Annotated in this window: 20 protein-coding genes and 1 pseudogene; 7 read left to right on the top strand and 14 right to left on the bottom strand. The window is 51.7% G+C overall.

Annotated elements, in window-relative coordinates:
* Nucleotides 1–203 (top strand): annotated as a pseudogene (locus DES54_RS16595) (IS630 family transposase); the annotation flags it as partial.
* Nucleotides 204–944: 741 nt separating this feature from the next.
* Here the strand turns inward: DES54_RS16595 and DES54_RS16585 are convergent.
* Both DES54_RS16585 and ftnA read right to left on the bottom strand, forming a co-directional pair.
* On the bottom strand, nt 945–1,298 hold the full coding sequence (locus tag DES54_RS16585; protein ID WP_113869260.1) for a YebY family protein: 354 nt from the start codon (nt 1,296–1,298) through the stop codon (nt 945–947).
* Nucleotides 1,299–1,622: 324 nt separating this feature from the next.
* Nucleotides 1,623–2,135 carry a non-heme ferritin gene (gene ftnA / locus DES54_RS16580; RefSeq protein WP_113869259.1) on the bottom strand — a complete coding sequence of 171 codons (513 nt, stop codon included), beginning with the start codon at nt 2,133–2,135 and terminating at the stop codon, nt 1,623–1,625.
* Nucleotides 2,136–2,544: 409 nt separating this feature from the next.
* Between ftnA and DES54_RS16575 the strand changes: the two genes are divergently transcribed.
* Nucleotides 2,545–2,775 carry a DNA polymerase III subunit theta gene (locus tag DES54_RS16575; RefSeq protein WP_113869257.1) on the top strand — a complete coding sequence of 77 codons (231 nt, stop codon included), beginning with the start codon at nt 2,545–2,547 and terminating at the stop codon, nt 2,773–2,775.
* 288 nt (nt 2,776–3,063) lie between these two features.
* Here the strand turns inward: DES54_RS16575 and DES54_RS16570 are convergent, their stop codons facing one another.
* Nucleotides 3,064–5,106, bottom strand: a complete 2,043-nt coding sequence (locus DES54_RS16570; RefSeq protein ID WP_113869255.1) for a S9 family peptidase — start codon at nt 5,104–5,106, stop codon at nt 3,064–3,066.
* 264 nt (nt 5,107–5,370) lie between these two features.
* On the opposite strand from DES54_RS16570, the gene purT reads away from it, so the two are divergent.
* Nucleotides 5,371–6,549 carry a formate-dependent phosphoribosylglycinamide formyltransferase gene (gene purT / locus DES54_RS16565; RefSeq protein ID WP_113869265.1) on the top strand — a complete coding sequence of 393 codons (1,179 nt, stop codon included), beginning with the start codon at nt 5,371–5,373 and terminating at the stop codon, nt 6,547–6,549.
* A gap of 63 nt (nt 6,550–6,612) precedes the next feature.
* On the opposite strand, the gene DES54_RS16560 is transcribed toward purT, so the two are convergent.
* Nucleotides 6,613–7,254 carry a bifunctional 4-hydroxy-2-oxoglutarate aldolase/2-dehydro-3-deoxy-phosphogluconate aldolase gene (locus DES54_RS16560; RefSeq protein WP_113869253.1) on the bottom strand — a complete coding sequence of 214 codons (642 nt, stop codon included), beginning with the start codon at nt 7,252–7,254 and terminating at the stop codon, nt 6,613–6,615.
* 111 nt (nt 7,255–7,365) lie between these two features.
* The gene (zwf, locus tag DES54_RS16555) at nt 7,366–8,841 is read right to left on the bottom strand and encodes a glucose-6-phosphate dehydrogenase (protein WP_113869251.1); all 1,476 of its coding nucleotides are present in this window, start codon (nt 8,839–8,841) and stop codon (nt 7,366–7,368) included.
* Nucleotides 8,842–9,204: 363 nt separating this feature from the next.
* Here zwf and DES54_RS16550 point away from each other — a divergent pair, with 363 nt between their 5' ends.
* Both DES54_RS16550 and pyk read left to right on the top strand, forming a co-directional pair.
* On the top strand, nt 9,205–10,074 hold the full coding sequence (locus DES54_RS16550) for a MurR/RpiR family transcriptional regulator (RefSeq protein ID WP_113869249.1): 870 nt from the start codon (nt 9,205–9,207) through the stop codon (nt 10,072–10,074).
* Between the two features lie 228 nt (nt 10,075–10,302).
* Nucleotides 10,303–11,745 carry a pyruvate kinase gene (gene pyk / locus DES54_RS16545; RefSeq protein ID WP_113869247.1) on the top strand — a complete coding sequence of 481 codons (1,443 nt, stop codon included), beginning with the start codon at nt 10,303–10,305 and terminating at the stop codon, nt 11,743–11,745.
* Nucleotides 11,746–11,850: 105 nt separating this feature from the next.
* Here pyk and lpxM read toward each other — a convergent pair whose 3' ends face one another.
* From lpxM to znuA, 3 genes are all read right to left on the bottom strand, one after another.
* Nucleotides 11,851–12,819: a lauroyl-Kdo(2)-lipid IV(A) myristoyltransferase gene (lpxM, locus tag DES54_RS16540; RefSeq protein WP_113869245.1), complete on the bottom strand. Its 969-nt coding sequence runs from the start codon at nt 12,817–12,819 to the stop codon at nt 11,851–11,853.
* Between the two features lie 140 nt (nt 12,820–12,959).
* Nucleotides 12,960–14,282, bottom strand: coding sequence for a murein DD-endopeptidase MepM (mepM, locus tag DES54_RS16535; RefSeq protein WP_113869243.1), 1,323 nt, complete (start codon nt 14,280–14,282; stop codon nt 12,960–12,962).
* A 12-nt stretch (nt 14,283–14,294) separates the two neighbouring features.
* Nucleotides 14,295–15,269 carry a zinc ABC transporter substrate-binding protein ZnuA gene (znuA, locus tag DES54_RS16530; protein ID WP_113869241.1) on the bottom strand — a complete coding sequence of 325 codons (975 nt, stop codon included), beginning with the start codon at nt 15,267–15,269 and terminating at the stop codon, nt 14,295–14,297.
* A 76-nt stretch (nt 15,270–15,345) separates the two neighbouring features.
* Between znuA and znuC the strand changes: the two genes are divergently transcribed.
* Together znuC and znuB are read left to right on the top strand one after the other, a co-directional pair.
* Nucleotides 15,346–16,128, top strand: coding sequence for a zinc ABC transporter ATP-binding protein ZnuC (znuC, locus tag DES54_RS16525; RefSeq protein WP_113869240.1), 783 nt, complete (start codon nt 15,346–15,348; stop codon nt 16,126–16,128).
* The gene (gene znuB, locus DES54_RS16520) at nt 16,125–16,910 is read left to right on the top strand and encodes a zinc ABC transporter permease subunit ZnuB (RefSeq protein WP_113869238.1); all 786 of its coding nucleotides are present in this window, start codon (nt 16,125–16,127) and stop codon (nt 16,908–16,910) included. Before znuC ends, znuB begins: the two co-directional genes overlap by 4 nt.
* A 57-nt stretch (nt 16,911–16,967) precedes the next feature.
* Here the strand turns inward: znuB and ruvB are convergent, their stop codons facing one another.
* The 6 genes from ruvB to aspS form a co-directional block, all read right to left on the bottom strand.
* On the bottom strand, nt 16,968–17,972 hold the full coding sequence (gene ruvB, locus DES54_RS16515) for a Holliday junction branch migration DNA helicase RuvB (RefSeq protein WP_113869235.1): 1,005 nt from the start codon (nt 17,970–17,972) through the stop codon (nt 16,968–16,970).
* Nucleotides 17,973–17,979: 7 nt separating this feature from the next.
* Nucleotides 17,980–18,600 (bottom strand): Holliday junction branch migration protein RuvA, encoded by a 621-nt coding sequence (gene ruvA, locus DES54_RS16510; RefSeq protein ID WP_113869234.1) that lies wholly within the window; start codon nt 18,598–18,600, stop codon nt 17,980–17,982.
* Between the two features lie 86 nt (nt 18,601–18,686).
* Nucleotides 18,687–19,208: a crossover junction endodeoxyribonuclease RuvC gene (gene ruvC / locus DES54_RS16505; protein ID WP_113869232.1), complete on the bottom strand. Its 522-nt coding sequence runs from the start codon at nt 19,206–19,208 to the stop codon at nt 18,687–18,689.
* 63 nt (nt 19,209–19,271) lie between these two features.
* The gene (locus DES54_RS16500; RefSeq protein ID WP_113869230.1) at nt 19,272–20,015 is read right to left on the bottom strand and encodes a YebC/PmpR family DNA-binding transcriptional regulator; all 744 of its coding nucleotides are present in this window, start codon (nt 20,013–20,015) and stop codon (nt 19,272–19,274) included.
* Nucleotides 20,016–20,038: 23 nt separating this feature from the next.
* Nucleotides 20,039–20,482 carry a dihydroneopterin triphosphate diphosphatase gene (gene nudB, locus DES54_RS16495; RefSeq protein WP_113869228.1) on the bottom strand — a complete coding sequence of 148 codons (444 nt, stop codon included), beginning with the start codon at nt 20,480–20,482 and terminating at the stop codon, nt 20,039–20,041.
* Nucleotide 20,483: 1 nt separating this feature from the next.
* A complete protein-coding gene (aspS, locus tag DES54_RS16490) occupies nt 20,484–22,280 on the bottom strand; it encodes an aspartate--tRNA ligase (RefSeq protein ID WP_113869226.1) in 1,797 nt (598 codons plus the stop codon).
* Nucleotides 22,281–22,756 lie beyond the last annotated feature (476 nt).

Raw genomic sequence — 22,756 nt, 5'->3', positions numbered from 1 at the left:
AGAATCCGAAGTTTCGTGTTATTTATCAGCCGGTTTACTCGCCCTGGGTAAATCATGTTGAACGGCTGTGGCAGGCGCTGCACGAAACGATAACCGGAAACCACCAGTGCCGCTCAATGTGGCAGTTACTGAAAAAAGGGCGTCACTTTATGAATACTGTCAGCCCATTCCCCGGTGGGAATCATGGGTTGGTAAAAATGTAGCGATATTAGGATCAGTTATTTAGCAAACTAACTATTAGTCCATCCTATACGATTCACCATTTTATTACCTTTCAACTGCGGCTGTCTTAATTGACTCACGCCATACTCCTTTTGTTACTCATATCCATCTGCGATAAGTCAATACCTGATCTCCGAGAATAATTCAGCAATGCAACGTGGGAAGAGACCGAACCGAAAGCGGCGCTACCTTAAAAACATATCGATCGTCATAACCGATCAATAACGGAAAATTGATCTGTATAAACGTTTATAAAATATATATATCTACTGTCATGATGAGGACGATGGATTGCAAACAATAACAATGGCATCAGGGAAAGCGAAGCCCACCATTTTGGTGGGCTTCTTTTGCATCAGGAGGCCAACCGCCTGCTTTCCGGTCATACGCGGGGAAAGAACACACCTGTCTATAAAAAGATAGGATACAGGATTTCATTTGTTTTTCATGTATTTACGCGCATCATAAAAATAAAAAATACAAATCAATCACTTAAAAAAAGACCGAATACGATTCCTGTATCCGGTCTAGGGAAATGGCTCTTGGGAGAGAGCCGTGCGCTAAAAGTTGGCATTTATACAAGCTGTACTAGCCTTGTCACTTAAGCGTAGTAAACTCCCTCGCATTTTCCAACTCCAACTCATCACAAATGGTACAGATTTCACACCTCAACATAACCATTGAGCATCACTTCATTAACAACCAAATGATAATTAATCACTTCAGGATGGTGTATTCGGCTGGCAGAGTTGCTCTGCTCGTTCAATAAAAGGTTTCAGACTTTTCTTTTGACCGGGATTTTTAGGATCATCAAGCCATATTTCATCTATCGGTTTGGCGTTTACCTGACCGGTCTTCATTTGCTCCATCGCCGCGTGATTGAGTGGGTATTGCATTAGTGTCCCGGTATGTAATGCATATAAAGCATTGCCGGGTCGACATATCAACTGGACTTCTTCTCGAGTAAAGGCCCATTGCTCCCCGTATTGCAAGCGACTGATGTTTGCCAGTTTTGCCGCGGCGAATGCATTAACAGACAGAGAAGCGAGCACAATAGATAGCAATAGTTTCTTCATCAGAGGTTCCTGAACAGAATTGTCCCGACGATTGTACAACATCATATTCACCAATCGTCGAGCTCGAAACAATACAAATTTCAGACCTTATAAAACATAAGGTTGCCTGTAAATCGATGGGACGATCATAGCGGCAGTATCCAATGAAGTCGAGCGGCAAACCGTGCTGACCAGCCAATAATGGAATGTTGACGTATGGCGTGAAAATAGCATGGTGCTTCGGCAAGTCAGCGTGCGCGGGATAAGGAAAAATCGGAGGAATAACTGAGGAAGGAAAGCAGCATGGGGCAAGATCCCCATGCTTGCTGCGCATTGCCTATAACATCAGGTTGCTGAACCTGACACGCCAGTAGACATTTTCTTCAAATCCTGATCAATGAAGAATAGTCCGCCTTCATTGGTGTTAACCAGCGACAACTTATCAAGAATAGATTTGAACAATTTCTCTTCTTCATGCTGCTCAGCAACGTACCATTGCAGGAAATTGAAGGTTGAGTAATCTTGCAATGTCATCGCGGCATGCGCCAGTTCGTTGATTTTTCCGGTGATAAGTTGTTCATGCTCATAAGTCAGTTTGAAAACGTCAGACAATGACGTGAATTCTATCGGCGGCGCGGCGATGGCGCCCAGGATCGGCAGGCTGCCGGTGTCGTCCAGGTAGTCGAATAAACGCTGCATATGCTGCATCTCTTCCTGAGAATGGGCTTTTAAAAATGCGGAAGCCCCTTCAAAACCTTTATCGCCACACCAGGCACTCATTTGCAAATACAAGTTCGCAGAATAGAATTCCAGGTTAAGTTGCTCATTCAGTTTTTGAATCATTTCTTCTTTTAACATATATACCCCTTATTTCTCTGGCCGATAAATTAATTGATGGCTATTATGCCTTGAAGTGTGAGAATAAAAAACATCTTATTAACTTAATTAACAATAAATAATTTTTAACTTTAAAATCAAAAAATACTATTTTCTGATTGATAATCATTTTTATTATCAATCAGAATCGTTGCCAACATATCTAATAGATTTAAAATGCAGATAAACGATAACTAAATCGAACTTAATGAATTTATCAACGTCAGTGATTCGCATAAATGAAACGTCTATTCGTTGCATTCTCAATAAGGCAAATAACCCGGCAAATATGACGGCATAAGAGAAGGCGCCGCGCGAAAACTTGCGATTTCTTCGACGCTGCTTTACCGTTACGCCAGCATATCGTCACAATTAATCAGGAGCACACGCGATGGGACATAACCTGGCTGAACTTTCTAGAGAAGAGATGGATAAGGTCAATGTTGATTTAGCGGCGTCAGGGGTGGCTTTCAAGGAGCGCTATAACATGCCTGTCATTCCTGAATTGGTGGAAAAAGAGCAGCCCGAGCACCTGCGCAGCTATTTTCGTGAGCGCGTTGCCGTTTATCGTCAACTTTCACTTCAATTCTCACGCCTTCCCTATGAACCTAAAAGCAAATAGCGTTTTTGGTTCAGGCGCTTCACAATAAAAACCGATTTCCTCCTTGCATATTGCACAAAACAAGCGGTTAATAGTCGTGCAAACCAACCTTTTACAAGCGAGGTAATCTATGAGTAAAGGAATGGACAGCAAAAAGAACAGCAAGAAAAAACCCTTGAAAACCGCAGAGGAAAAACGTGCGGATAAAAAGGCCAAGAAAGCTCAACCTCAGTCTGACATTAACTAACGTCACGATGCTGATCGGTAAACCCGTCCCCTCAGCGGGTTTACTCTGATGCATAATGGACGTTAACCGCCTGACTTATCCAACACCATCAGTAAAAATGCGTACTCCAGCGCAATATCCTCATAATGTTTAAAGCGCCCTGACTTGCCGCCATGTCCGGCATCCATATCGGTATACATCAGCAACCACCGATTATCCGTCTTCATATCGCGCAGTTTGGCTACCCATTTTGCCGGCTCCCAGTACTGAACCTGTGAGTCATGCAACCCAGTGGTCACCAGCATATGGGGATAGTCCTGTTCCTTAACGCCATCATACGGACTGTATTGCCGGATATAGTCGTAATAGGCGCGGTCGTTCGGATCGCCCCACTCTTCATATTCCCCTGTGGTCAAAGGAATGGATTCATCCAGCATGGTCGTCAGAACATCCACGAACGGCACCTGAGCCACCACGCCTTTAAACAGATCCGGCGCCAGATTGACCACTGTGCCCATCAATAATCCACCGGCGCTGCCGCCCATAGCGAACATATTTTGCCGATCGCCGTAACCTTGATCGGCTAACGCCTGCGAAACATCAATGAAGTTAGTAAACGAGTTTATTTTATTCAGCAGTCGTCCATCATCATACCACTGCTGCCCTAACTCGCCGCCGCCACGAATGTGCGTCAACGCAAAGACGAACCCGCGATCCAGCAAACTTAACCGGCTCACGCTAAAATCGGGGTCCATGCTGCTGCCATAGGCGCCGTAACCATAAACCAATATCGGGTTGTGCCCCGGCTTAAAGTGTTTGCGGTGATAGACCAGCGACACCGGAATTTCCACGCCATCTCGCGCCTTGATCCACAGACGCTCACTCTGGTAGTCATCCGGCGTAAAATTTTTCACTTCGGCCTGCTTCAACAACTGCTGCTGTCCGGTATCCATATTCAGTTCATACAGGGAGCTTGGCGTCGTCATTGATGCATAGCCATAGCGCAGAAAGGCGGTTTCCGGGGATGGATTATAAGAGAGCCAGGTGACATAACTGGCATCATTGAAAGCAATGGTTTTCTCTTCCCGCGTTTGCCAGTGGATCTGACGCAAACTGGTCAGGCCGCGTTCTCTTTCCTCAACGACCAGCCAGTCGCGGAAAAGCTCGAATCCCTCCAGCACACGATGCTCACGCGGCGCAATCAGCGTCTCCAGTTCGCTTTCGCCAGATTTGCGCGACCGATAAAGACCAAAGTTTTTTCCTTCCCGATTGGAACGCAGATAAAACGTGTTCTGGTAGTGATCCACCGCATACTCATGGTCTTTGCGGCGAGGAATAAAGACCTGCGGCAACGCCGCCGCATCCGCCGCGTCGATCAACAGAGCTTCCGTCGTTGTTGTGCTGCTCAGGTAGAGGGTGATATAGCGCTCTGACGTGGTTTTTCCCAGGCTGACGTAATAGGTGTCATCCGTTTCTTCGTACACCAGTTCATCGTTCGCGGGATCGCAGCCTAACCGATGCCGATAAACCCGATACGGCAGCAAGGTCTGCGGCTGCTTGCGCACATAATAGATAGCGGTCGAATCGGCTGACCACTCGGCTCCGCCAGAAACCTTTTCAATCACATCCGGCAGCCATTCCCCCGTCGTCAGGTCACGAAAGCGAATATCATATTGCCGACGGGACAGAAAATCCTCTGACAGCACCAGAATCTGGTTATTGGGGCTGACTTTCAATGCGCCCAGACTGTAGAAATCATGGTTCTCCGCTCGCTGATTACCATCCAGCAACGTTTCCCATGTCGTCGAGTCCTGTTCAGGCTGACGCCGATAAATCGGATATTCTTTGCCCGGCTCATAACGACTCTGGTAGCGATAACCATTGCGTACATAAGGCACTGACATATCTTCAGACGGTATCCGTTTGACCATTTCGTGATACAGATCCTGTTGAAGATCGCGATAAGGCGACATCACTTCATCACAGTAACGGTTTTCCTGTTGCAGATAATCCAATACCTGCGGGTCGGCTCGCTGGTCATCACGCAGCCAATAGTAGTTATCGATACGCGTGTCGCCATGCGCGGTCAGCGGATGGGGTCTTTTTTCTGCTTGCGGTGCGCTCATTACGTTTGGCTCCCCCTCTTGTTATGGAATAGTTATGGAATAAAAATCTTTTAACTTTATGCAGGGTGGCATGATTCTCCGGCGATGCCAAGCGAGGCCCCACCATTCTCTGACTTTTTGTCCAGCAGCCGCGCGCTTATGGCGCGTGGTGCGTGCGCAAACGTTTTCGTTTATACTGCGCGCATTTTTATGATGGGCATCCTGCCCGTCACCTTACAGACCGTCGCAAGCGGCGATTTTTTACAACCCGATCAGGTAGACGTTATGTTAACAATTGGAACGGCCCTGCGTACCGATGCCACACGCGTGATGTTGCTCGGTTCCGGTGAATTAGGCAAAGAAGTGGCGATTGAGTGTCAGCGCCTGGGGATTGAAGTTATCGCCGTTGATCGCTATGCCGATGCACCGGCGATGCAGGTCGCACATCGCAGCCACGTCATTAACATGCTGGATGGCGATGCGTTAAAAGCGCTGGTTGAAGCGGAGCGTCCAGATTACATCGTCCCTGAGATTGAAGCCATCGCCACCGATATGCTGGTGAAACTGGAAGAGCAAGGCCACCAGGTGGTGCCGTGCGCGCAAGCCACCCGCCTGACGATGAACCGTGAAGGCATTCGCCGTCTGGCGGCGGAACAATTGGGTGTACCAACCTCCACCTACCGTTTCGCGGACAGTGAAGCCAGTTTCCGGCAGGCGGTGACGGATATCGGCTATCCCTGCATTGTTAAACCGGTGATGAGTTCATCCGGCAAAGGTCAAAGCCTGATCCGCGAACCACAACAGTTGGAAAAAGCCTGGCAGTACGCGCAACAAGGCGGTCGCGCTGGCGGCGGACGGGTTATCGTTGAAGGTCTGGTCAGGTTCGATTTCGAGATCACGCTGCTGACCATCCACGCCGTTGACAGGATTCATTTCTGTGCGCCGATTGGTCATCGTCAGGAAGACGGCGATTATCGTGAGTCCTGGCAACCGCAACAAATGAGCGCGCTGGCGCAGCAACGGGCGCAGACGATTGCCAGTCAGGTAGTTAAAGCGCTGGGCGGTTATGGTCTGTTCGGCGTTGAACTGTTCGTTTGTGGCGACGAGGTGATCTTCAGCGAAGTCTCCCCTCGCCCGCACGATACCGGCATGGTCACGATGATTTCTCAGGATCTGTCTGAGTTCGCTTTGCATGTACGCGCGTTTCTCGGCTTGCCGATCGGCGCGATCCGTCAATATGGCGCAGCGGCGTCTGCCGTGATCCTGCCGCAACTGGATAGCCGCAATGTTCGTTATCAGGGGCTGGAAAGCGCCCTGCTGCCGCACACCCAGATCCGGTTGTTCGGCAAGCCCGACATCAGCGGACAGCGTCGTATGGGCGTGGCGCTGGCAACGGCGGAAACCACGGACGATGCGGTGGAATTAGCGAAAAAAGCGGCGGCGGCGGTCAAGGTCAGCGGCTAAAAGTATGACAATAAAAAAGCCACCCGATTTTTTGGGTGGCTTATGCAAACCAGCAGGGCCAAATTACGCTTTCGCGCCTGCAACCGCTTCACGCGCCAGTTCAGTGATACGTGCGTAGTCACCGCTTTCCAACGCATCGTTCGGCACCAGCCAGGAGCCGCCTACGCACAGTACGCTTTTCAGCGCCAGATAATCGCGGTAGTTATTCGGTGTAATCCCGCCCGTCGGACAGAAACGGATATGCGCGAACGGGCCGGCGATGGCCTGCAACGCTTTCACGCCGCCATTGGCTTCCGCCGGGAAAAACTTGAACTCCCGCAAACCATAATCCATACCCAGCATCAATTCAGAAACCGTGCTGATGCCGGGGATCAACGGAATGGCGCCTGTGGTGGCCGCTTTCAGCAACGGTTCGGTCAACCCAGGGCTGATGGCGAATTGCGCGCCGGCTTCGACCACAGCCGCCAGTTGCTGAGGATTGGTGACCGTTCCCGCGCCAACGATAGCATCAGGCACTTCCTGCGCGATAACGCGAATCGCGTCTATCGCGCAGTCGGTACGCAATGTCAGTTCCAGAACGCGAACGCCGCCCGCGACCAACGCTTTTGCCATCGGTACGGCGTGCTCCAGTTTATTGACCACAATAACAGGCACCACAGGACCCGCCGTCAAAATCTGTTCCGCGCTGGTTTTCCAGTTTTTCATCAAAAATTATCTCCACTCATGCCCACAGGCACCATTAATTAGACAGCGCGCCCCTGCCACAGGGATCTGCATCGCATGCAGATGTCCGACCGCGCTGTTTACGATTTATTATTATTCAAACTCGTTCCAGGAACGTCCGTCACGGGTAATCATCGCAACGGAAGCCACCGGCCCCCAGCTTCCTGCCTGATAAGGCTTTGGCGCGTCATTATCCATCGACCAGGCATCCATGATGGAATCCACCCATTTCCAGGCTTCTTCCACTTCATCACGGCGCACAAACAGCGCCTGAATACCACGCATGGTTTCCAGCAACAGACGCTCATAAGCATCCGCCAGATGCTGCTGATTAAACGTTTCAGAGAAGCTCAGATCCAATTTGACCGTTTGCAGACGATGCTTGTGCTCTAGCCCTGGGATTTTGTTCAGGATCTGGATTTCCACGCCTTCATCCGGCTGCAAGCGAATAATCAGCTTGTTCTGCGGCAATTGCTGGTAAGAATCATGGAACAGATTGAGCGCCGGATTTTTGAAATACACCACGACTTCGGAACATTTCGTCGGCAACCGTTTACCGGTACGCAGGTAGAACGGCACGCCAGACCAGCGCCAATCATCAATATCCACGCGGATCGCCACAAAGGTTTCGGTGCTGCTGGTTCTGTTCGCACCCTCTTCTTCCAGATAGCCCGGCACTTTGTTTCCCTGAACGAAGCCAGCGGTGTATTGTCCGCGCACGGTCGTTTCATGCACGTTGCTGCGATCGATACGACGCAGCGAACGCAACACTTTCACTTTCTCATCACGGATGCGATCGGTGGTCAAATCAGACGGCGGCGACATGGCAATCATCGTCAGGATCTGCAACAGATGGTTCTGGATCATATCGCGCATCTGACCGGCCTGATCAAAATAGCCCCAACGTCCCTCAATGCCCACTTCTTCCGCGACGGTGATCTGCACATGATCGATGGTGCGGTTATCCCAGTTTGCGGAAAACAGCGAGTTGGCAAAACGCAACGCCAACAGGTTCAATACCGTTTCTTTGCCTAAATAATGGTCGATGCGATAGACCTGACACTCATCGAAAAACTCGGCAACCTGATCGTTAATCACGCATGAAGACGCCAGATCTTTGCCCAACGGTTTTTCCATCACCACGCGCGCCGGTTCCTTGTTTAACCCGGCAGCGCCCAGACCGCGGCAAATCGCGCCAAAAGTGCTGGGCGGCATGGCGAAATAGTTGATGGTGGTGCGATTTTTCTGGTCAAGCATCTTGCCCAGTTTGCTAAAGTTTTTCGTATCTTCAACATCAAGGTTACAGAACGCCAACCGGTTACTCAGCGCATCCCACAGCGCTTCATCGATGGGTTCTTTCATGAACGTTTCCAACGCTTCACGCACCACGCCGGTATACGCTTTCTTATCCCACTCGGCTCTGCCGACGCCAATAATCCGGGTTTCCGGGTGGATATGGCCCGCTTTTTCCAACTGATACAGGGAAGGCAGCAATTTGCGGCGCGCCAAATCGCCTTTCGCGCCGAAAATAACCAGGTCGCATGCCTGGGCTGTAGACGTTACCGCCATGATCATCTCCTCGTTGCAGGATGCTGTAATTTTATTACAGCGATAATGTACTCTTTTTGACTATAACCAGTAAACCGTAACAACGGCTCAAAATCCGATGCGGGCGCGCGGCGGCTCATTAAAAACTGGCTGATGATCCTTGCCGGCGTGCTGATTGCCGATGCCCCAAACAGAAACTTTTTATCGTTTCTGACAACGGATTACTTTTCTGAAAGTTAGACACAAGTCATGTTCTGGCAAAAAAAGCGTTCAACTTCCCCCTTTTTTCTCTGCCAACCGCTGCGGGGTCGTAGTATATTTTCACCAAATCCACATCAGTTGCGCCTTTGGTTGAAATCGGAAAATTTATATGGCCTTTGTTATATGAATATGCTGGAAAAAATTCAGAGTCATTTGGAACTCTTGAGCAAGTCTGAAAGGAAGGTTGCTGAAGTTATCCTGAACGCTCCGCAAACAGCAATTCACTCAAGTATCGCTACGCTGGCAAAGATGGCTGATGTCAGCGAGCCCACCGTCAATCGCTTCTGTCGTCGTCTGGAAACCAAAGGCTTTCCTGATTTTAAACTACATCTGGCCCAAAGTCTGGCGAACGGCACACCTTATGTAAACCGTAACGTCGAAGAAGATGATAGTGTAGAGGCTTATACCAGCAAAATCTTTGAATCGACCATGGCCGGGCTGGAGCATGTGCAATCCTGTCTGGATATTGCCGCCGTCAACCGGGCGGTTGACCTGCTCACCCAAGCGAAAAAGATCTCTTTTTTTGGCTTCGGCGCGTCCGCCGCCGTCGCTCATGATGCAATGAACAAGTTCTTTCGTTTCAATATTCCCGTGGTTTATTTTGACGATATCGTCATGCAGCGTATGAGTTGCATGAACTCCAGCGACGGCGATGTCGTGGTGCTGATTTCGCACACCGGTCGCACAAAAAGCCTGGTGGAGATGGCGCGACTGGCCAGAGAGAACGACGCCACCGTTATCGCGATCACCTCGGTCGGCACGCCGTTGGCCCGCGAAGCATCATTGACGCTACGGGTTGATGTACCAGAGGATACCGATGTTTACATGCCGATGGTTTCGCGTATTGCGCAACTCACGCTCATTGATGTGCTGGCTACCGGCTTTACGCTACGGCGCGGGGCAAAATTCCGGGATAACTTGAAGCGAGTCAAGGAAGCATTACGCGAATCGCGGTTTGATAAAGAGGAAGGATCAGATAACCCTTTCCGATAATTTATTAATACTTAGGCTATTTTATTTTTGCACTATTGTAGTGATAGAACTAAAACAGAGAATAACAACAACTCAGATTCGACTCGGCACTCGGGTAACGGATATCTCATCAACGAAGCTATGATTCAAGAAGCTATGGATGAAATAGTTTTGTTGTAAAGTTACATTTTACCGCGTTACCCGACATTAATCGCAACACTACCGCTTCACAAGTTAACGGAGTTATACATGTCCAGACGGCTCAGAAGAACCAAAATTGTTACCACCCTGGGGCCAGCTACTGACCGTGACAATAATCTTGAAAAGATTATTAACGCGGGCGCTAATGTCGTACGCATGAATTTTTCGCACGGCACGCCGGAAGACCATCAATTACGTGCCAACAAAGTTCGTGAAATTGCGGCCAGATTAGGCTGTCATGTCGCCATTCTAGGCGATTTGCAGGGACCGAAAATTCGGGTTTCCACCTTCAAGGAAGGCAAAATTTTCCTGAATGTGGGCGACAAATTTCTGTTGGATGCCAACTTATCCAAAGGCGAAGGCGATAAAGAGAAGGTCGGTATCGACTATAAAGGTCTGCCAGCCGATGTGGTTCCGGGCGACATCCTGTTGTTGGATGATGGTCGCGTACAATTGAAAGTCCTTCAGGTTGAAGGCATGAAAGTCTATACCGAAGTCACTGTCGGCGGTCCGCTGTCAAACAACAAAGGGATCAATAAGTTGGGCGGCGGCCTTTCCGCCGAAGCCTTAACCGAAAAAGATAAGGCGGACATCATCACCGCGGCAAAAATCGGCGTGGATTATCTGGCCGTCTCCTTCCCACGCACTGGTGAAGATCTGAACTATGCCCGTCGTCTGGCGCGTGACGCAGGCTGCCATGCCAAAATCGTGTCCAAAGTCGAGCGTGCGGAAGCGGTCTGTTCCGATGAATCCATGGATGACATTATTCTGGCTTCTGATGTCGTGATGGTGGCGCGTGGCGATTTGGGCGTCGAGATCGGCGATCCCGAACTGGTGGGTATTCAGAAGAAGTTGATCCGCCGTGCGCGTCAGTTGAACCGTGCGGTCATCACCGCCACGCAGATGATGGAATCCATGATCACCAACCCGATGCCCACCCGCGCCGAAGTGATGGATGTGGCCAACGCCGTGCTGGATGGCACCGATGCGGTGATGCTTTCCGCCGAAACCGCAGCGGGACAATATCCGGCGGAAACCGTCTCAGCGATGGCGCAAGTATGTATTGGCGCGGAGAAAATCCCCAGCATCAATGTTTCCAAGCATCGCCTCGACGTGCAGTTTGATAACACGGAAGAGTCTATCGCCATGTCTTCCATGTATGCCGCTAACCATCTGAAAGGGGTAACGGCGCTGATAGCCATGACCGAATCAGGCCGCACAGCGCTGATGATGTCCCGCATCAGTTCCGGCCTGCCTATTTTTGCCATGTCACGCCATGAGCATACGCTGAACCTGACAGCGCTGTATCGCGGCGTTACGCCAGTCCATTTCGACAGCTACACCGACGGCGTCGCCTCTGCTAACGATGCGGTTATCCTGCTGCGCGATAAAGGTTATCTGATGTCCGGTGATCGGGTTATTGTGACGCAAGGCGATGTGATGGGGACGGTCGGCACGACCAATACCATCCGTATTCTGCGCGTGGAATAATCGCGCATCGCTGCGCCAAGGCGTTGATCAAAAAAGCCGGATGAGGTCATTATCACCCGGCTTTTTAATTATTAGCAAAACGCCTCGACGGTGGTGGAAACGCAATTACTTATAAAGATCATCTCGGCAATAAGGTTCAATCTCACCCGGTTTGCGGGTTTTTAACAGTTTCAGTATCCACGTATATTGTTCTGGATTCGGTCTGACCAGAATTTCCACTTCTTCATTCATGCGACGGGCAATATGCTCATCATCAGCATCCGCCAAATCATCCATTGGCGGACGGATAAAGACATCGAGACGGCACGCTTTGGCGTTATACACCGGAAACAGCGGAACGATATCGACCCGGCAAACTTTCATCAAACGCCCCAACGCAGGCAGCGTCGCCTTATACGTGGCGAAGAAGTCGACAAACTCGCTGTGCTCCGGGCCATGATCCTGATCCGGTAGATAATATCCCCAACATCCGTTACGCACCGAACTGATAAATGGTTTGATGCCATCATTACGCGCATGAATTCGCCCACCAAAACGGCGGCGCAGACGGTTCCACCAGTAATCCACCAAAGCATTTTTTTGATTGTGGAACATCGCGGCCATAGGTTGACCACGCGACGACATCAACATTGCCGGAATATCTACGCCCCAACCATGCGGCACCAGAAAGATCACATTCCGCTGCTGGTGTTTCAATTTATTCACTATTTCTTCGCCATGCCAGCGCACATGTTTTTCGACATTTCTGGGATTACGAATCCCCACTTCCACCATCATGATCATCGATTGAGGGGCTGTGGCGAACATATCATCGATAATGTTTTCGCGTTGTGTTTCGGTCAATTCAGGCATGCAGTACAGCAGATTAATGCGGGCCCGGCGGCGGGCGCCTTTCGACAAGCGGCCAACAAAACGTCCCATTCCGCCCAGAATCGGATTTCTTAATCGCGCAGGGACATAAGCGGCTGCCGCCATTAAGCCAACGCCCAGCCAGACCCCCCAATAACGCGGATAGTAAAAGGCTCGTTGAAACTGAGGAATAAACTCAGGACCCATTTTTTTCTCGTTTTCCATGCATAAACTCTTTATACAAATCAAAGGTAATGACAATTGCCAATGGCTGTGGCGCTATCATAAAAGCACAGCCAAAAATCAGGAACCTATAAATGAAAACGCCGGCAGCAAGCTACCGGCAGGAAAAACATCACCTGGGGTTAATCAAACGCTAGCTGCGGGATCACTTCATTTACCTTAGCCAGGTAATCGCGGCGATCTTTACCCGTCAGCCCTTCGGAACGCGGCAACTTGGCCGTTAGCGGGTTGATGGCCTGCTGGTTGATCCAGAATTCATAATGCAAGTGCGGCCCGGTGGAACGACCGGTATTGCCTGATAAACCGATGCGATCGCCACGTTTCACTTTCTGCCCTGGTTTCACCAGAATGCGGTTCAGGTGCATAAAGCGCGTGGTGTACTGCCGCCCGTGACGAATAACCACATAATTACCCGCCGCGCCGCTGCGCTTGGCAATCAGCACTTCGCCATCGCCAACCGCCAACACCGGCGTGCCAATCGGCATCGCGAAATCGACGCCTTTGTGCGGCGCAACACGACCGGTCACCGGATTAATACGACGAGGGCTGAAATTGGAAGAAATACGGAACTGTTTCATGGTGGGAAAACGCATAAAACCACGCGTTAAACCAGAGCCTTCACGATCGTAGAATTTTCCGTCTTCCGCACGAATCGCATAATAATCTTTTCCGCCGGTATTCAGCCGCACACCCAATAGTTCGCTTTGCTCGCTCTTACCGTCCAGCATTTCGCGGGACAGCAGCACGGAGAAGGTGTCATCTTTGCGTAATTTACGAAAATCCAGTTGCCATTGCAGCGCTTTGATCACGGCGCTGACTTCACTGTTGTTCAGCCCCGCGTTTCTGGCGCTGTTGACGAAGCTGCCATTCAGCCGACCATTGAGAACGGCGTTACGCAACTCTCCTTTCAGCATCTCGATTCTTTCTTTGAAATCAGCGCCGACACGCACATAGATGCGGGTTTCGCGGCGGGACATTTGCCAGGTCAAACTCTGCAATTCTCCCTTTTCACCCAGTTCCCAGGAGATTTGCTGCCCAATCTTCAGATTACGCAGATCTTTATTTTGCTCTGCAAGCTGCGTGATATCGGCAATATCAATGCCATACTGGGTAAGAATACTGCTCAGCGTATCGCCAGTTGACACGACATATTCATGGATGTTGCTTTCATCGGTGACTTTGTCATCCAGTTCGTCCTGAGGAATTTCGTCATCCGGCGCAGGCTGATCGATCGGTTCGCTGGCCTCCGGGGTCAGCGTCCGCAATGGGTTGGCTTCCAATGCGATATCTTTCACCACCACCGGTGCATCATTGACAGGGGGATAAACAAAAGGCCGCCAAACAGCCACGGCCAATGTCACAACGGTAAGCGACCCCAGCATGACGCGATGGGGCCGAGGTAAGCTGTTATACGCCAGAGCGATAGTTCGGACTATCTGCTGCACTTATTCGTATCCTCATGATTTTTCCTCAAGACAGCCCCGGAACTGGTTTGATAGCTGCAACAGGAAATCCGCATAGCTATCTTTACCCAGTGCGATATTGCTTCCCAATGGATCCAGCACGCCCGAGCGCACGTCAGTTCCCTTGGCGACAGCATTAATAACGGCTGGCCTGAATTGTGGTTCAGCAAAAACACATACGGCTTTGTGCTCAACCAACTGTGTTCGAATATGATGTAAGCGCTTTGCGCCAGGTTGAATAGCGGGATTAATTGTAAAATGCCCCAACGGGCTTAAACCGTAGTGTTTTTCAAAATACCCATAGGCATCATGAAACACGAAATATCCCTTGCCTTGCACAGGCGCTAGCATCTTAGCAACTTTTTTATTTGTCTGCGCGATTTTATCCGTGAAATAAAGCAGATTCGCGTCTAGTTTGTCTTTATTTTGCGGCATAAGTTCCAATAATTTTGCATGAATGGCCATTGCCGCCTGTTTTGACATCTCCGGCGAGAACCAAATGTGCATATTGTACTCGCCATGATGGTGTCCATCCCCCTCTGTTTCATGCGCGGACTGCCCGGTTGCGTGGTCGGCGTCGTGGTCAGATTGATGGGCCGATTCTTTTATCAGTTCGGCCTTGATGCCAGGCACGTTCGCCAGCGTAATCTGTTTGCCAGCCGGGATCTGTGATAGTGGTTTCCCTAAAAATGTTTCCAATTCAGGACCGACCCAAATAACCAGTTCGGCGGATCGTAATCGCTGGACATCAGACGGGCGCAAGGCATAATCGTGAGGCGATGCGCCATCAGGCAGCAATACCTCGGCTGGCGTTATGCCTTCCGATATTGCCGAAGCAATAAATCCCAACGGACGGATTGAGGTCACCACAGCGGCGGAAGCGGTAGTGATCGACGCTCCCGTCGCGATCAGGGCGCTGGCGACAAACACACTTTTTAACCATTTTTTTTGCTGAATACGCTTTTGCATCGAAGGCTATCTCATCGACATTTAATGTGTGATTTGTTACATTATAACATTACAAAATCTATGCAACTCGAATTATATGTCCACTTTGGTATCACTCAATGACATTTCCGTGTCATTTGGCAGCCGGAAAGTGCTGTCGGATATCTCGCTGAGTTTACGGGCGGGACGAATTCTTACGCTTCTGGGGCCGAACGGCGCAGGAAAATCAACGTTGGTGCGCGTCGTTCTGGGGCTGCTGTCCCCGACCTCCGGCTCAGTGCGACAAATGCCGGGGCTGCGCATTGGCTACGTGCCGCAGAAACTGCATCTAGACGCCACACTGCCGTTAACCGTCAACCGTTTTATGCGCCTGCGTCCCGGCGTGAAACAGCAGGATATTTTGCCCGCGCTCGAACGCGTTCAGGCGGCTCATCTGCTGGAACAACCGATGCAAAAACTGTCGGGCGGAGAAACACAACGCGTGTTGCTGGCGCGAGCACTTCTTAGTCAACCACAGCTTTTGGTGTTGGATGAACCGACGCAAGGGGTGGATGTGAACGGTCAGCTTGCCCTTTATGATTTAATCAATCAGTTGCGGCGGGAATTCAATTGCGGCGTGCTGATGGTTTCACACGATCTCCATATGGTGATGGCAAAAACCGATGAAGTATTATGCCTCAATCAACATATCTGTTGCTCCGGCACCCCGGAAGTGGTTTCTTTGCACCCCGAATTTTTGGCCATGTTCGGTCATCGCGGCGCGGAACAACTGGCGATTTATCGTCATCAGCATAATCATCGTCATGATTTACATGGCCGGATTGTACTGAAGAAGAAGAAAGAAGATTGTGCTGAAGAAACAAGGGAGCGCGACCAATGATTGAGCTTCTCCTTCCCGGTTGGTTGGCAGGCATGTTTCTATCCGTGGCGGCAGGTCCGCTTGGCTCCTTTGTGGTCTGGCGGCGGATGTCCTATTTCGGAGATACTCTGGCCCATGCCTCGTTGCTGGGGGTGGCTTTCGGTCTGCTGCTGGATATTCATCTTTTTTATGCCGTCATTGCCGTGACGCTTGCATTGGCGTTGGGGCTGGTGTGGCTGGAGCGGCGTCCGTATCTGGCTATCGATACCTTGCTGGGCATTATGGCGCACAGCGCGCTGTCGCTGGGGCTGGTGGTCGTCAGCCTGATGGATAATGTGCGCGTTGATCTGATGGCTTACCTGTTTGGCGATTTGCTCTCGGTAACCTCGGACGATCTCTGGATTATCGGCGGCGGCGTGACGGTGGTGGCGGCGGTGATGATGTGGCAATGGCGCGCCCTGCTCTCCATGACCATCAGTCCTGAACTGGCGCATGTCGATGGCGTGAAACTTCAGCGCAGCAAACTGATTCTGATGCTGGTCACGGCATTGACCATCGGCATCGCCATGAAGTTTGTCGGCGCGTTGATCATTACCTCACTATTGATTATTCCCGCAGCCAGCGCCCGACGTTTTGCCCGCACGCCGGAACAGATGGCTGGCTTTGCGGTAGGGTTCGGCATGGTTGCAATTACTGGCGGTCTGGCGTTTTCCGCGCTTTACAACACCCCCGCGGGGCCGTCCGTGGTGTTGTCCGCATCAATGCTGTTCATTGCCAGTTTAATCAAGAAACAACCCGCCTGATCCCAATCAGGCGGGTTGTGAAACAGGTTATTGCCAGGCTGCGTGCCGCGCGAGCACTTATTCCTCACGCGTCAAACCGAAATGACGATACGCATGTTGCGTCGCCATACGTCCGCGCGATGTGCGCTGAATAAAGCCCTGTTGAATCAAAAAGGGCTCCAACACATCTTCAATGGTTTCCCGCTCCTCGCCAATCGCCGCCGCCAGATTATCCAGCCCAACCGGGCCGCCGGTAAACTTCTCGATGATCGCCAGCAGCAACTTGCGATCCATATAGTCGAACCCCTCGGTATCCACCGCCAGCATATCCAGCGCCCGCGTTGCCACCTCCGCGGTGATCGCCCCTGCGGATTTGACTTCCGAAAAGTCCCGTACCCGGCGCAGCAACCGGTTGGCAATGCGCGGCGTTCCGCGTGAGCGCCGGGCGACTTCCAACGCGCCATCGTAAGTCAGATCCAGACCCAGACATTGCGCGCTGCGGCTGACAATATGCTGTAAATCGGCGACCTTATAAAACTCCAGACGCTGCACAATACCAAAGCGATCGCGGAGCGGCGAGGTCAACGAACCCGCGCGCGTCGTCGCGCCGATAAGCGTAAAGGGCGGTAAATCAAGTTTGATGGAACGCGCTGCCGGTCCTTCGCCAATCATGATATCCAGTTGATAATCTTCCATCGCCGGATACAGGATCTCTTCCACCACCGGCGACAGGCGATGAATCTCATCAATGAACAGCACATCGTGGGGTTCGAGGTTGGTCAGTAATGCCGCCAGATCTCCGGCCTTCTCTAATATCGGCCCGGAGGTGGTACGCAGATTGACGCCCATTTCGTTGGCGACAATATTCGCCAGAGTCGTTTTCCCCAGCCCCGGCGGGCCAAAAATCAGCAGATGATCCAGCGCATCGCCGCGTTTGCGCGCCGCCTGGATGAAAATCTCCATCTGTTCACAAACCTGCGGTTGTCCCACGTATTCCGACAACAATTTCGGACGGATGGCGCGGTCTATGCTTTCCTCTTCGGGAATCGCTTCAGCGGATATCAAACGATCAGCTTCAATCATGCATACCTCACAGCGCCGCGCGCAACGCGTCTCTGATCAGAGTCTCACAATCCGCATCAGGATGAGCAACCCTGGCCACCATCCTGCTTGCTTCCTGAGGTTTATAGCCCAGCGCAATCAGTGCGGAAGCGGCTTCGGCCTCAGGATCGCCGGATTCATTGTTTACGGAGGAGGAAGACGGTTTTACCGGCGCATCGCTTGTCGAATTGAACAGATCGCCACTAAGTCCTTTAAAACGATCTTTCATTTCGACCACCAGCCGCTCGGCGGTTTTCTTACCCACGCCTGGTAATTTCACCAGTGCGCTGATCTCTTCCCGTTCAACCGCACTGACAAACTGGGTGGCGGACATGCCGGAAAGGATCGCCAACGCCAGTTTCGGCCCCACGCCGTTCACTTTGATCAGTTCACGGAACAGCGCCCTCTCCTGCTTATCGTTGAAACCGAATAAAAGTTGCGCGTCTTCACGCACGACAAAGTGGGTAAAAATCACCGCTTCCTGCGCCAAATCAGGGAGTTCGTAAAAGCACGTCATCGGCATGTGGACTTCATAGCCAACGCCGTTCGCTTCTATCAGCACCTGCGGCGGCTGTTTTTCCAGAATAATGCCTCGGAGACGACCTATCACGTTGATCTTCCTTTTACGTTTATCAGCAAAGAATAGGGTATAGCTTATAGCATAAATAAGACTGGATAAATATCCAGCCTCATAATTCAGCGTAACCGGCCCGCCAGCGGATTGATTTTCCCGGTCGCGGCACGATTCAGGCTATGGTTGAAATGGCAATGAGTAATGGCGATAGCCAGCGCATCGGCGGCATCGGTCTGCGGACTGGCGGACAGTTTCAGTAACGAACGCACCATATGCTGCACCTGCTTTTTATCCGCCGCGCCGGTACCCACCACCGTTTGTTTCACCAGCCGGGCGGCGTATTCCGCCACCGGAATGTCCTGATTGACGGCGGCGACAATCGCCGCGCCGCGTGCCTGCCCCAGCTTTAACGCCGAGTCAGGATTCTTGGCCATGAACACCTGTTCGATTGCCAGACAGTCCGGTCGAAATTGCGTGATAATTTCACTGACGCCTGCGTAAATCAGTTTAAGTCGTGTCGGCATGTCATCCACTACGGTGCGGATACAACCGCTGCCCAGGTAGGTCAGTTGACGCCCTTGTTGACGAACGATGCCGTAACCCGATACGCGCGAACCGGGGTCGATGCCCAGAATAATCGTCATCGCACCGCTCCACCGGTTGGTTTATCAATCAGGTGTGGTTTCCCTTGCATTATCGGGCTGCCGTCACAGCAGTTCCGCCACCTCGTCGGAGATCTCGCCGTTATGGTAAACCTCCTGCACGTCATCGCAATCTTCCAGCATATCGATAAGGCGCATCAGTTTCGGTGCGGTTTCGGCATCCATGTCCGCTTTGGTGGAGGGGATCATGGAAACTTCCGCGGATTCAGCCACCAGACCCGCCGCGTCCAACGCGTCTTTCACTTCCCCGAAGGTTTCCCACGGAGTGAAAACGTCAATCGTACCGTCATCATACGTCACCACGTCATCAGCGCCCGCTTCCAGCGCCGCATCCATGACCGTGTCCTCATCCAGACCCGGTGCATAAGCGATCACGCCTTTCTTACTGAACAGGTAAGCAACCGAACCGTCGGTTCCCAGATTACCGCCGCATTTGGTAAACGCATGGCGAACCTCGGAAACGGTACGATTACGGTTGTCACTCAGGCACTCCACCATCACCGCCGTGCCGCCGGGACCGTAACCTTCATAAATGATGGTTTCCATGTTGTTGTCTTCATCGCCCCCCACACCGCGGGCAATGGCACGGTTCAGGGTATCGCGCGTCATGTTGTTGGACAGTGCTTTATCGATAGCAGCGCGCAGACGCGGGTTTGATCCCGGATCGCCGCCGCCCAACCGGGCGGCGGTGACCAGTTCGCGGATAATTTTGGTGAATATCTTGCCGCGTTTGGCGTCTTGTGCTGCTTTACGATGCTTTGTGTTGGCCCACTTACTATGACCTGCCATAAAAATCTCCGAAAAAAGCCTGTTCAGGCCGGATAAATAACAAATTCCTCAATCGCCTGCCGGTTACTCCATGACTTGGTCAACTGCGCCGCACGGGGCGCCTCCAGCCACTGGTAGGCGAGGTGTTCGGTAATAACCACCTTTCGCTCTGCGGGCAACGCCAGACAGAACCAATGTTCCATATTGCGCGTCACCCCCGGCGCATAGCGATGTCTCAAATGAGCAAATAGCTCAAACTCAATACAGCGCTGACAGTCAAAGAGTGATAACGCCTCGGCGGATATATCAATATTAACTTCTTCTTTAACTTCACGCTGTGCGGCGAACAACGCGCTTTCCCCTTCTTCTATGCTGCCGGTCACCGACTGCCAGAAATCAGGATCGTCACGCCGTTGCAGCATCAGCACCCGCCCGGTGTCACGGGCATAAATCACCACCAGCACCGAAACGGGTCGCTTGTATGCCATATCACGCGTTCTCTGACTGAGTATCCTGAGCTATTTTCCCTTTGCCGACCACCGCGATGGACAACTCGTCTAACGCCGAGGGGTTGGCAAAACTCGGCGCTTCCGTCATCAGGCAGGCTGCCGCCGTGGTTTTCGGGAAAGCAATGACATCACGGATGTTATCCGTGCCGGTCAGCAGCATCACCAGACGGTCCAGACCAAATGCCAAACCCGCGTGCGGCGGCGTGCCGAACTTCAGCGCATCCAGCAGGAAGCCGAACTTCTCACGCTGCTCGTGCTCATTGATGCCCAGAATACCGAACACCGTTTGCTGCATTTCGCCGTGATGGATACGCACGGAACCCCCGCCCACTTCATAACCGTTGATAACCATATCGTAAGCATTTGCGATGGCCGAAACCGGGCTGGCGGCCAGTTCGGAAGGCGACATATCGCGCGGCGCGGTAAACGGATGATGCATCGCCGCCAGACCGCCCTCGTCATCTTCTTCAAACATCGGGAAATCGATAACCCACAGCGGTTTCCAGCTTCCATCCGCGGTCAGACTCAGATCACGGCCCAGCTTAAGGCGCAACGCGCCCAGCGCATCGGTCACCACTTTGGCGCTATCCGCGCCAAAGAACAGCATATCGCCGTCAGCAGCGGCGGTGCGATCCAGCAAAGCGGTCAGCACGTCTTCACTGAGAAATTTGGCCACCGGGCTCTGCACGCCTTCCAGACCTTTGGCGCGCTCGTTGACCTTGATGTAGGCCAGCCCTTTGGCGCCGTAGATTTCAACAAATTTGCCGTAATCGTCAATTTGCTTGCGGCTCAGTTGAGCGCCGCCCGGTACGCGGATAACGGCGACCCGGCCTTTGGCATCATTGGCCGGGCCAGCGAACACCTTAAATTCAACGTTTTTCACCACATCGGCCACATCCACCAGTTCCAGCGGGTTACGCAGATCTGGTTTATCCGAACCGAAGCGGCGCATCGCTTCCGCGAAGGTCATCACCGGGAAGTCGCCCAGATCCACGCCTTTCACATCCAGCCACAACGCGCGCACCAGTTTCTCCATCACTTCACGCACTTGCGGCGCGGTCATGAACGAGGTTTCCACATCGATCTGGGTGAACTCAGGTTGGCGGTCGGCGCGTAAATCTTCATCACGGAAACATTTAACGATTTGATAGTAGCGATCAAAACCGGACATCATCAGCAACTGTTTGAACAACTGCGGCGACTGCGGGAGCGCATAGAATTTGCCTTTGTGAACGCGGCTCGGCACCAGATAATCCCGCGCGCCTTCCGGCGTGGCTTTGGTCAGCATCGGGGTTTCTATATCCAGAAAACCATGATCGTCCATGAAACGACGAACAAAGCTGGTGATCCGCGCACGTGCTTTCAGGCGCTGCGCCATTTCAGGGCGGCGTAAATCCAGATAACGGAATTTGAGGCGCGCTTCTTCGGTATTGGTCTGGTTGGAGTCCAGCGGCAGCGGCTCGGCACGGTTGATGATGGTCAGATCGCTGGCGAAAATTTCAATCTCACCCGTCGCCATCTCTTGGTTGATCTGACTTTCAGGGCGGGCACGCACCACACCGGTAAGTTGAATGCAGAATTCATTGCGTAGTTCGGAAGCCAGTTTAAATGCGTCCTGACGGTCTGGATCAAAGAACACCTGAACCAGCCCTTCGCGGTCACGCATGTCAATAAAAATCAAGCCGCCCAGATCGCGGCGGCGGTTAACCCAACCACACAATGTCACTTCCTGGCCCACATGGGACGAATTCAACTGCCCGCAATATTTAGTACGCATTACGATGTCCTTTTACTCAGCCGCACAACCCACCTGTTTTCGCTGTACGCGACAACCGAAAAGAGCGTGATATTGTTGCTGAACGGCATGGTTTTTCTGGATTAGAGTCCGGTGAAAAAAGGCGAGCATTATAAAGGAAATTCGCCCGCGCGATAAGTGTGAAGGTAACGGTCCGCGCCTTGTCTGCCCACTCTTTTCGATAAATTTCAGCATCAGTTAATAAAATGTTCACAAATGTAAGGTTAATTGTTACCGGAAGATGTCTGCGAGTATCACGCGCTCTAGATAACAAGTGATGGATGATAGCTGTTGCGCCAGGGATGAAATGTAGCGACGGGAACCGCTAACGGGATAGCGCAATCGCTCATCGAACAGAATCTGCTAAATAACTGCGCCTATTACCGCTCCACTTTTGTTAGTCCAGGTTTGTTGCCTGGGAAAGGTGATGCGGTTTTAATAAATTGTCTGACATTTTT

This window comes from Brenneria salicis ATCC 15712 = DSM 30166 (assembly GCF_003315515.1).
GTDB classification, from domain to species: domain Bacteria; phylum Pseudomonadota; class Gammaproteobacteria; order Enterobacterales; family Enterobacteriaceae; genus Brenneria; species Brenneria salicis.
This window is presented reverse-complemented; position numbering and strand designations above follow the sequence as displayed.

Bases quoted from the DNA above. Each gene is read 5' to 3' on its own strand.
- ftnA (WP_113869259.1), bottom strand. From the start codon at position 2,135: ATGTTAAAAGAAGAAATGATTCAAAAACTGAATGAGCAACTTAACCTG.
- DES54_RS16560 (WP_113869253.1), bottom strand. From the start codon at position 7,254: ATGAAAAACTGGAAAACCAGCGCGGAACAGATTTTGACGGCGGGTCCT.
- aspS (WP_113869226.1), bottom strand. From the start codon at position 22,280: ATGCGTACTAAATATTGCGGGCAGTTGAATTCGTCCCATGTGGGCCAG.
- DES54_RS16585 (WP_113869260.1), bottom strand. From the start codon at position 1,298: ATGAAGAAACTATTGCTATCTATTGTGCTCGCTTCTCTGTCTGTTAAT.
- DES54_RS16570 (WP_113869255.1), bottom strand. From the start codon at position 5,106: ATGAGCGCACCGCAAGCAGAAAAAAGACCCCATCCGCTGACCGCGCAT.
- zwf (WP_113869251.1), bottom strand. From the start codon at position 8,841: ATGGCGGTAACGTCTACAGCCCAGGCATGCGACCTGGTTATTTTCGGC.
- ruvC (WP_113869232.1), bottom strand. From the start codon at position 19,208: ATGACGATTATTCTGGGCATCGACCCCGGTTCGCGCGTATCGGGTTAC.
- DES54_RS16500 (WP_113869230.1), bottom strand. From the start codon at position 20,015: ATGGCAGGTCATAGTAAGTGGGCCAACACAAAGCATCGTAAAGCAGCA.
- DES54_RS16550 (WP_113869249.1), top strand. From the start codon at position 9,205: ATGAATATGCTGGAAAAAATTCAGAGTCATTTGGAACTCTTGAGCAAG.
- purT (WP_113869265.1), top strand. From the start codon at position 5,371: ATGTTAACAATTGGAACGGCCCTGCGTACCGATGCCACACGCGTGATG.
- znuB (WP_113869238.1), top strand. From the start codon at position 16,125: ATGATTGAGCTTCTCCTTCCCGGTTGGTTGGCAGGCATGTTTCTATCC.
- znuC (WP_113869240.1), top strand. From the start codon at position 15,346: ATGTCCACTTTGGTATCACTCAATGACATTTCCGTGTCATTTGGCAGC.
- nudB (WP_113869228.1), bottom strand. From the start codon at position 20,482: ATGGCATACAAGCGACCCGTTTCGGTGCTGGTGGTGATTTATGCCCGT.
- ruvB (WP_113869235.1), bottom strand. From the start codon at position 17,972: ATGATTGAAGCTGATCGTTTGATATCCGCTGAAGCGATTCCCGAAGAG.
- znuA (WP_113869241.1), bottom strand. From the start codon at position 15,269: ATGCAAAAGCGTATTCAGCAAAAAAAATGGTTAAAAAGTGTGTTTGTC.
- lpxM (WP_113869245.1), bottom strand. From the start codon at position 12,819: ATGGAAAACGAGAAAAAAATGGGTCCTGAGTTTATTCCTCAGTTTCAA.
- DES54_RS16575 (WP_113869257.1), top strand. From the start codon at position 2,545: ATGGGACATAACCTGGCTGAACTTTCTAGAGAAGAGATGGATAAGGTC.
- pyk (WP_113869247.1), top strand. From the start codon at position 10,303: ATGTCCAGACGGCTCAGAAGAACCAAAATTGTTACCACCCTGGGGCCA.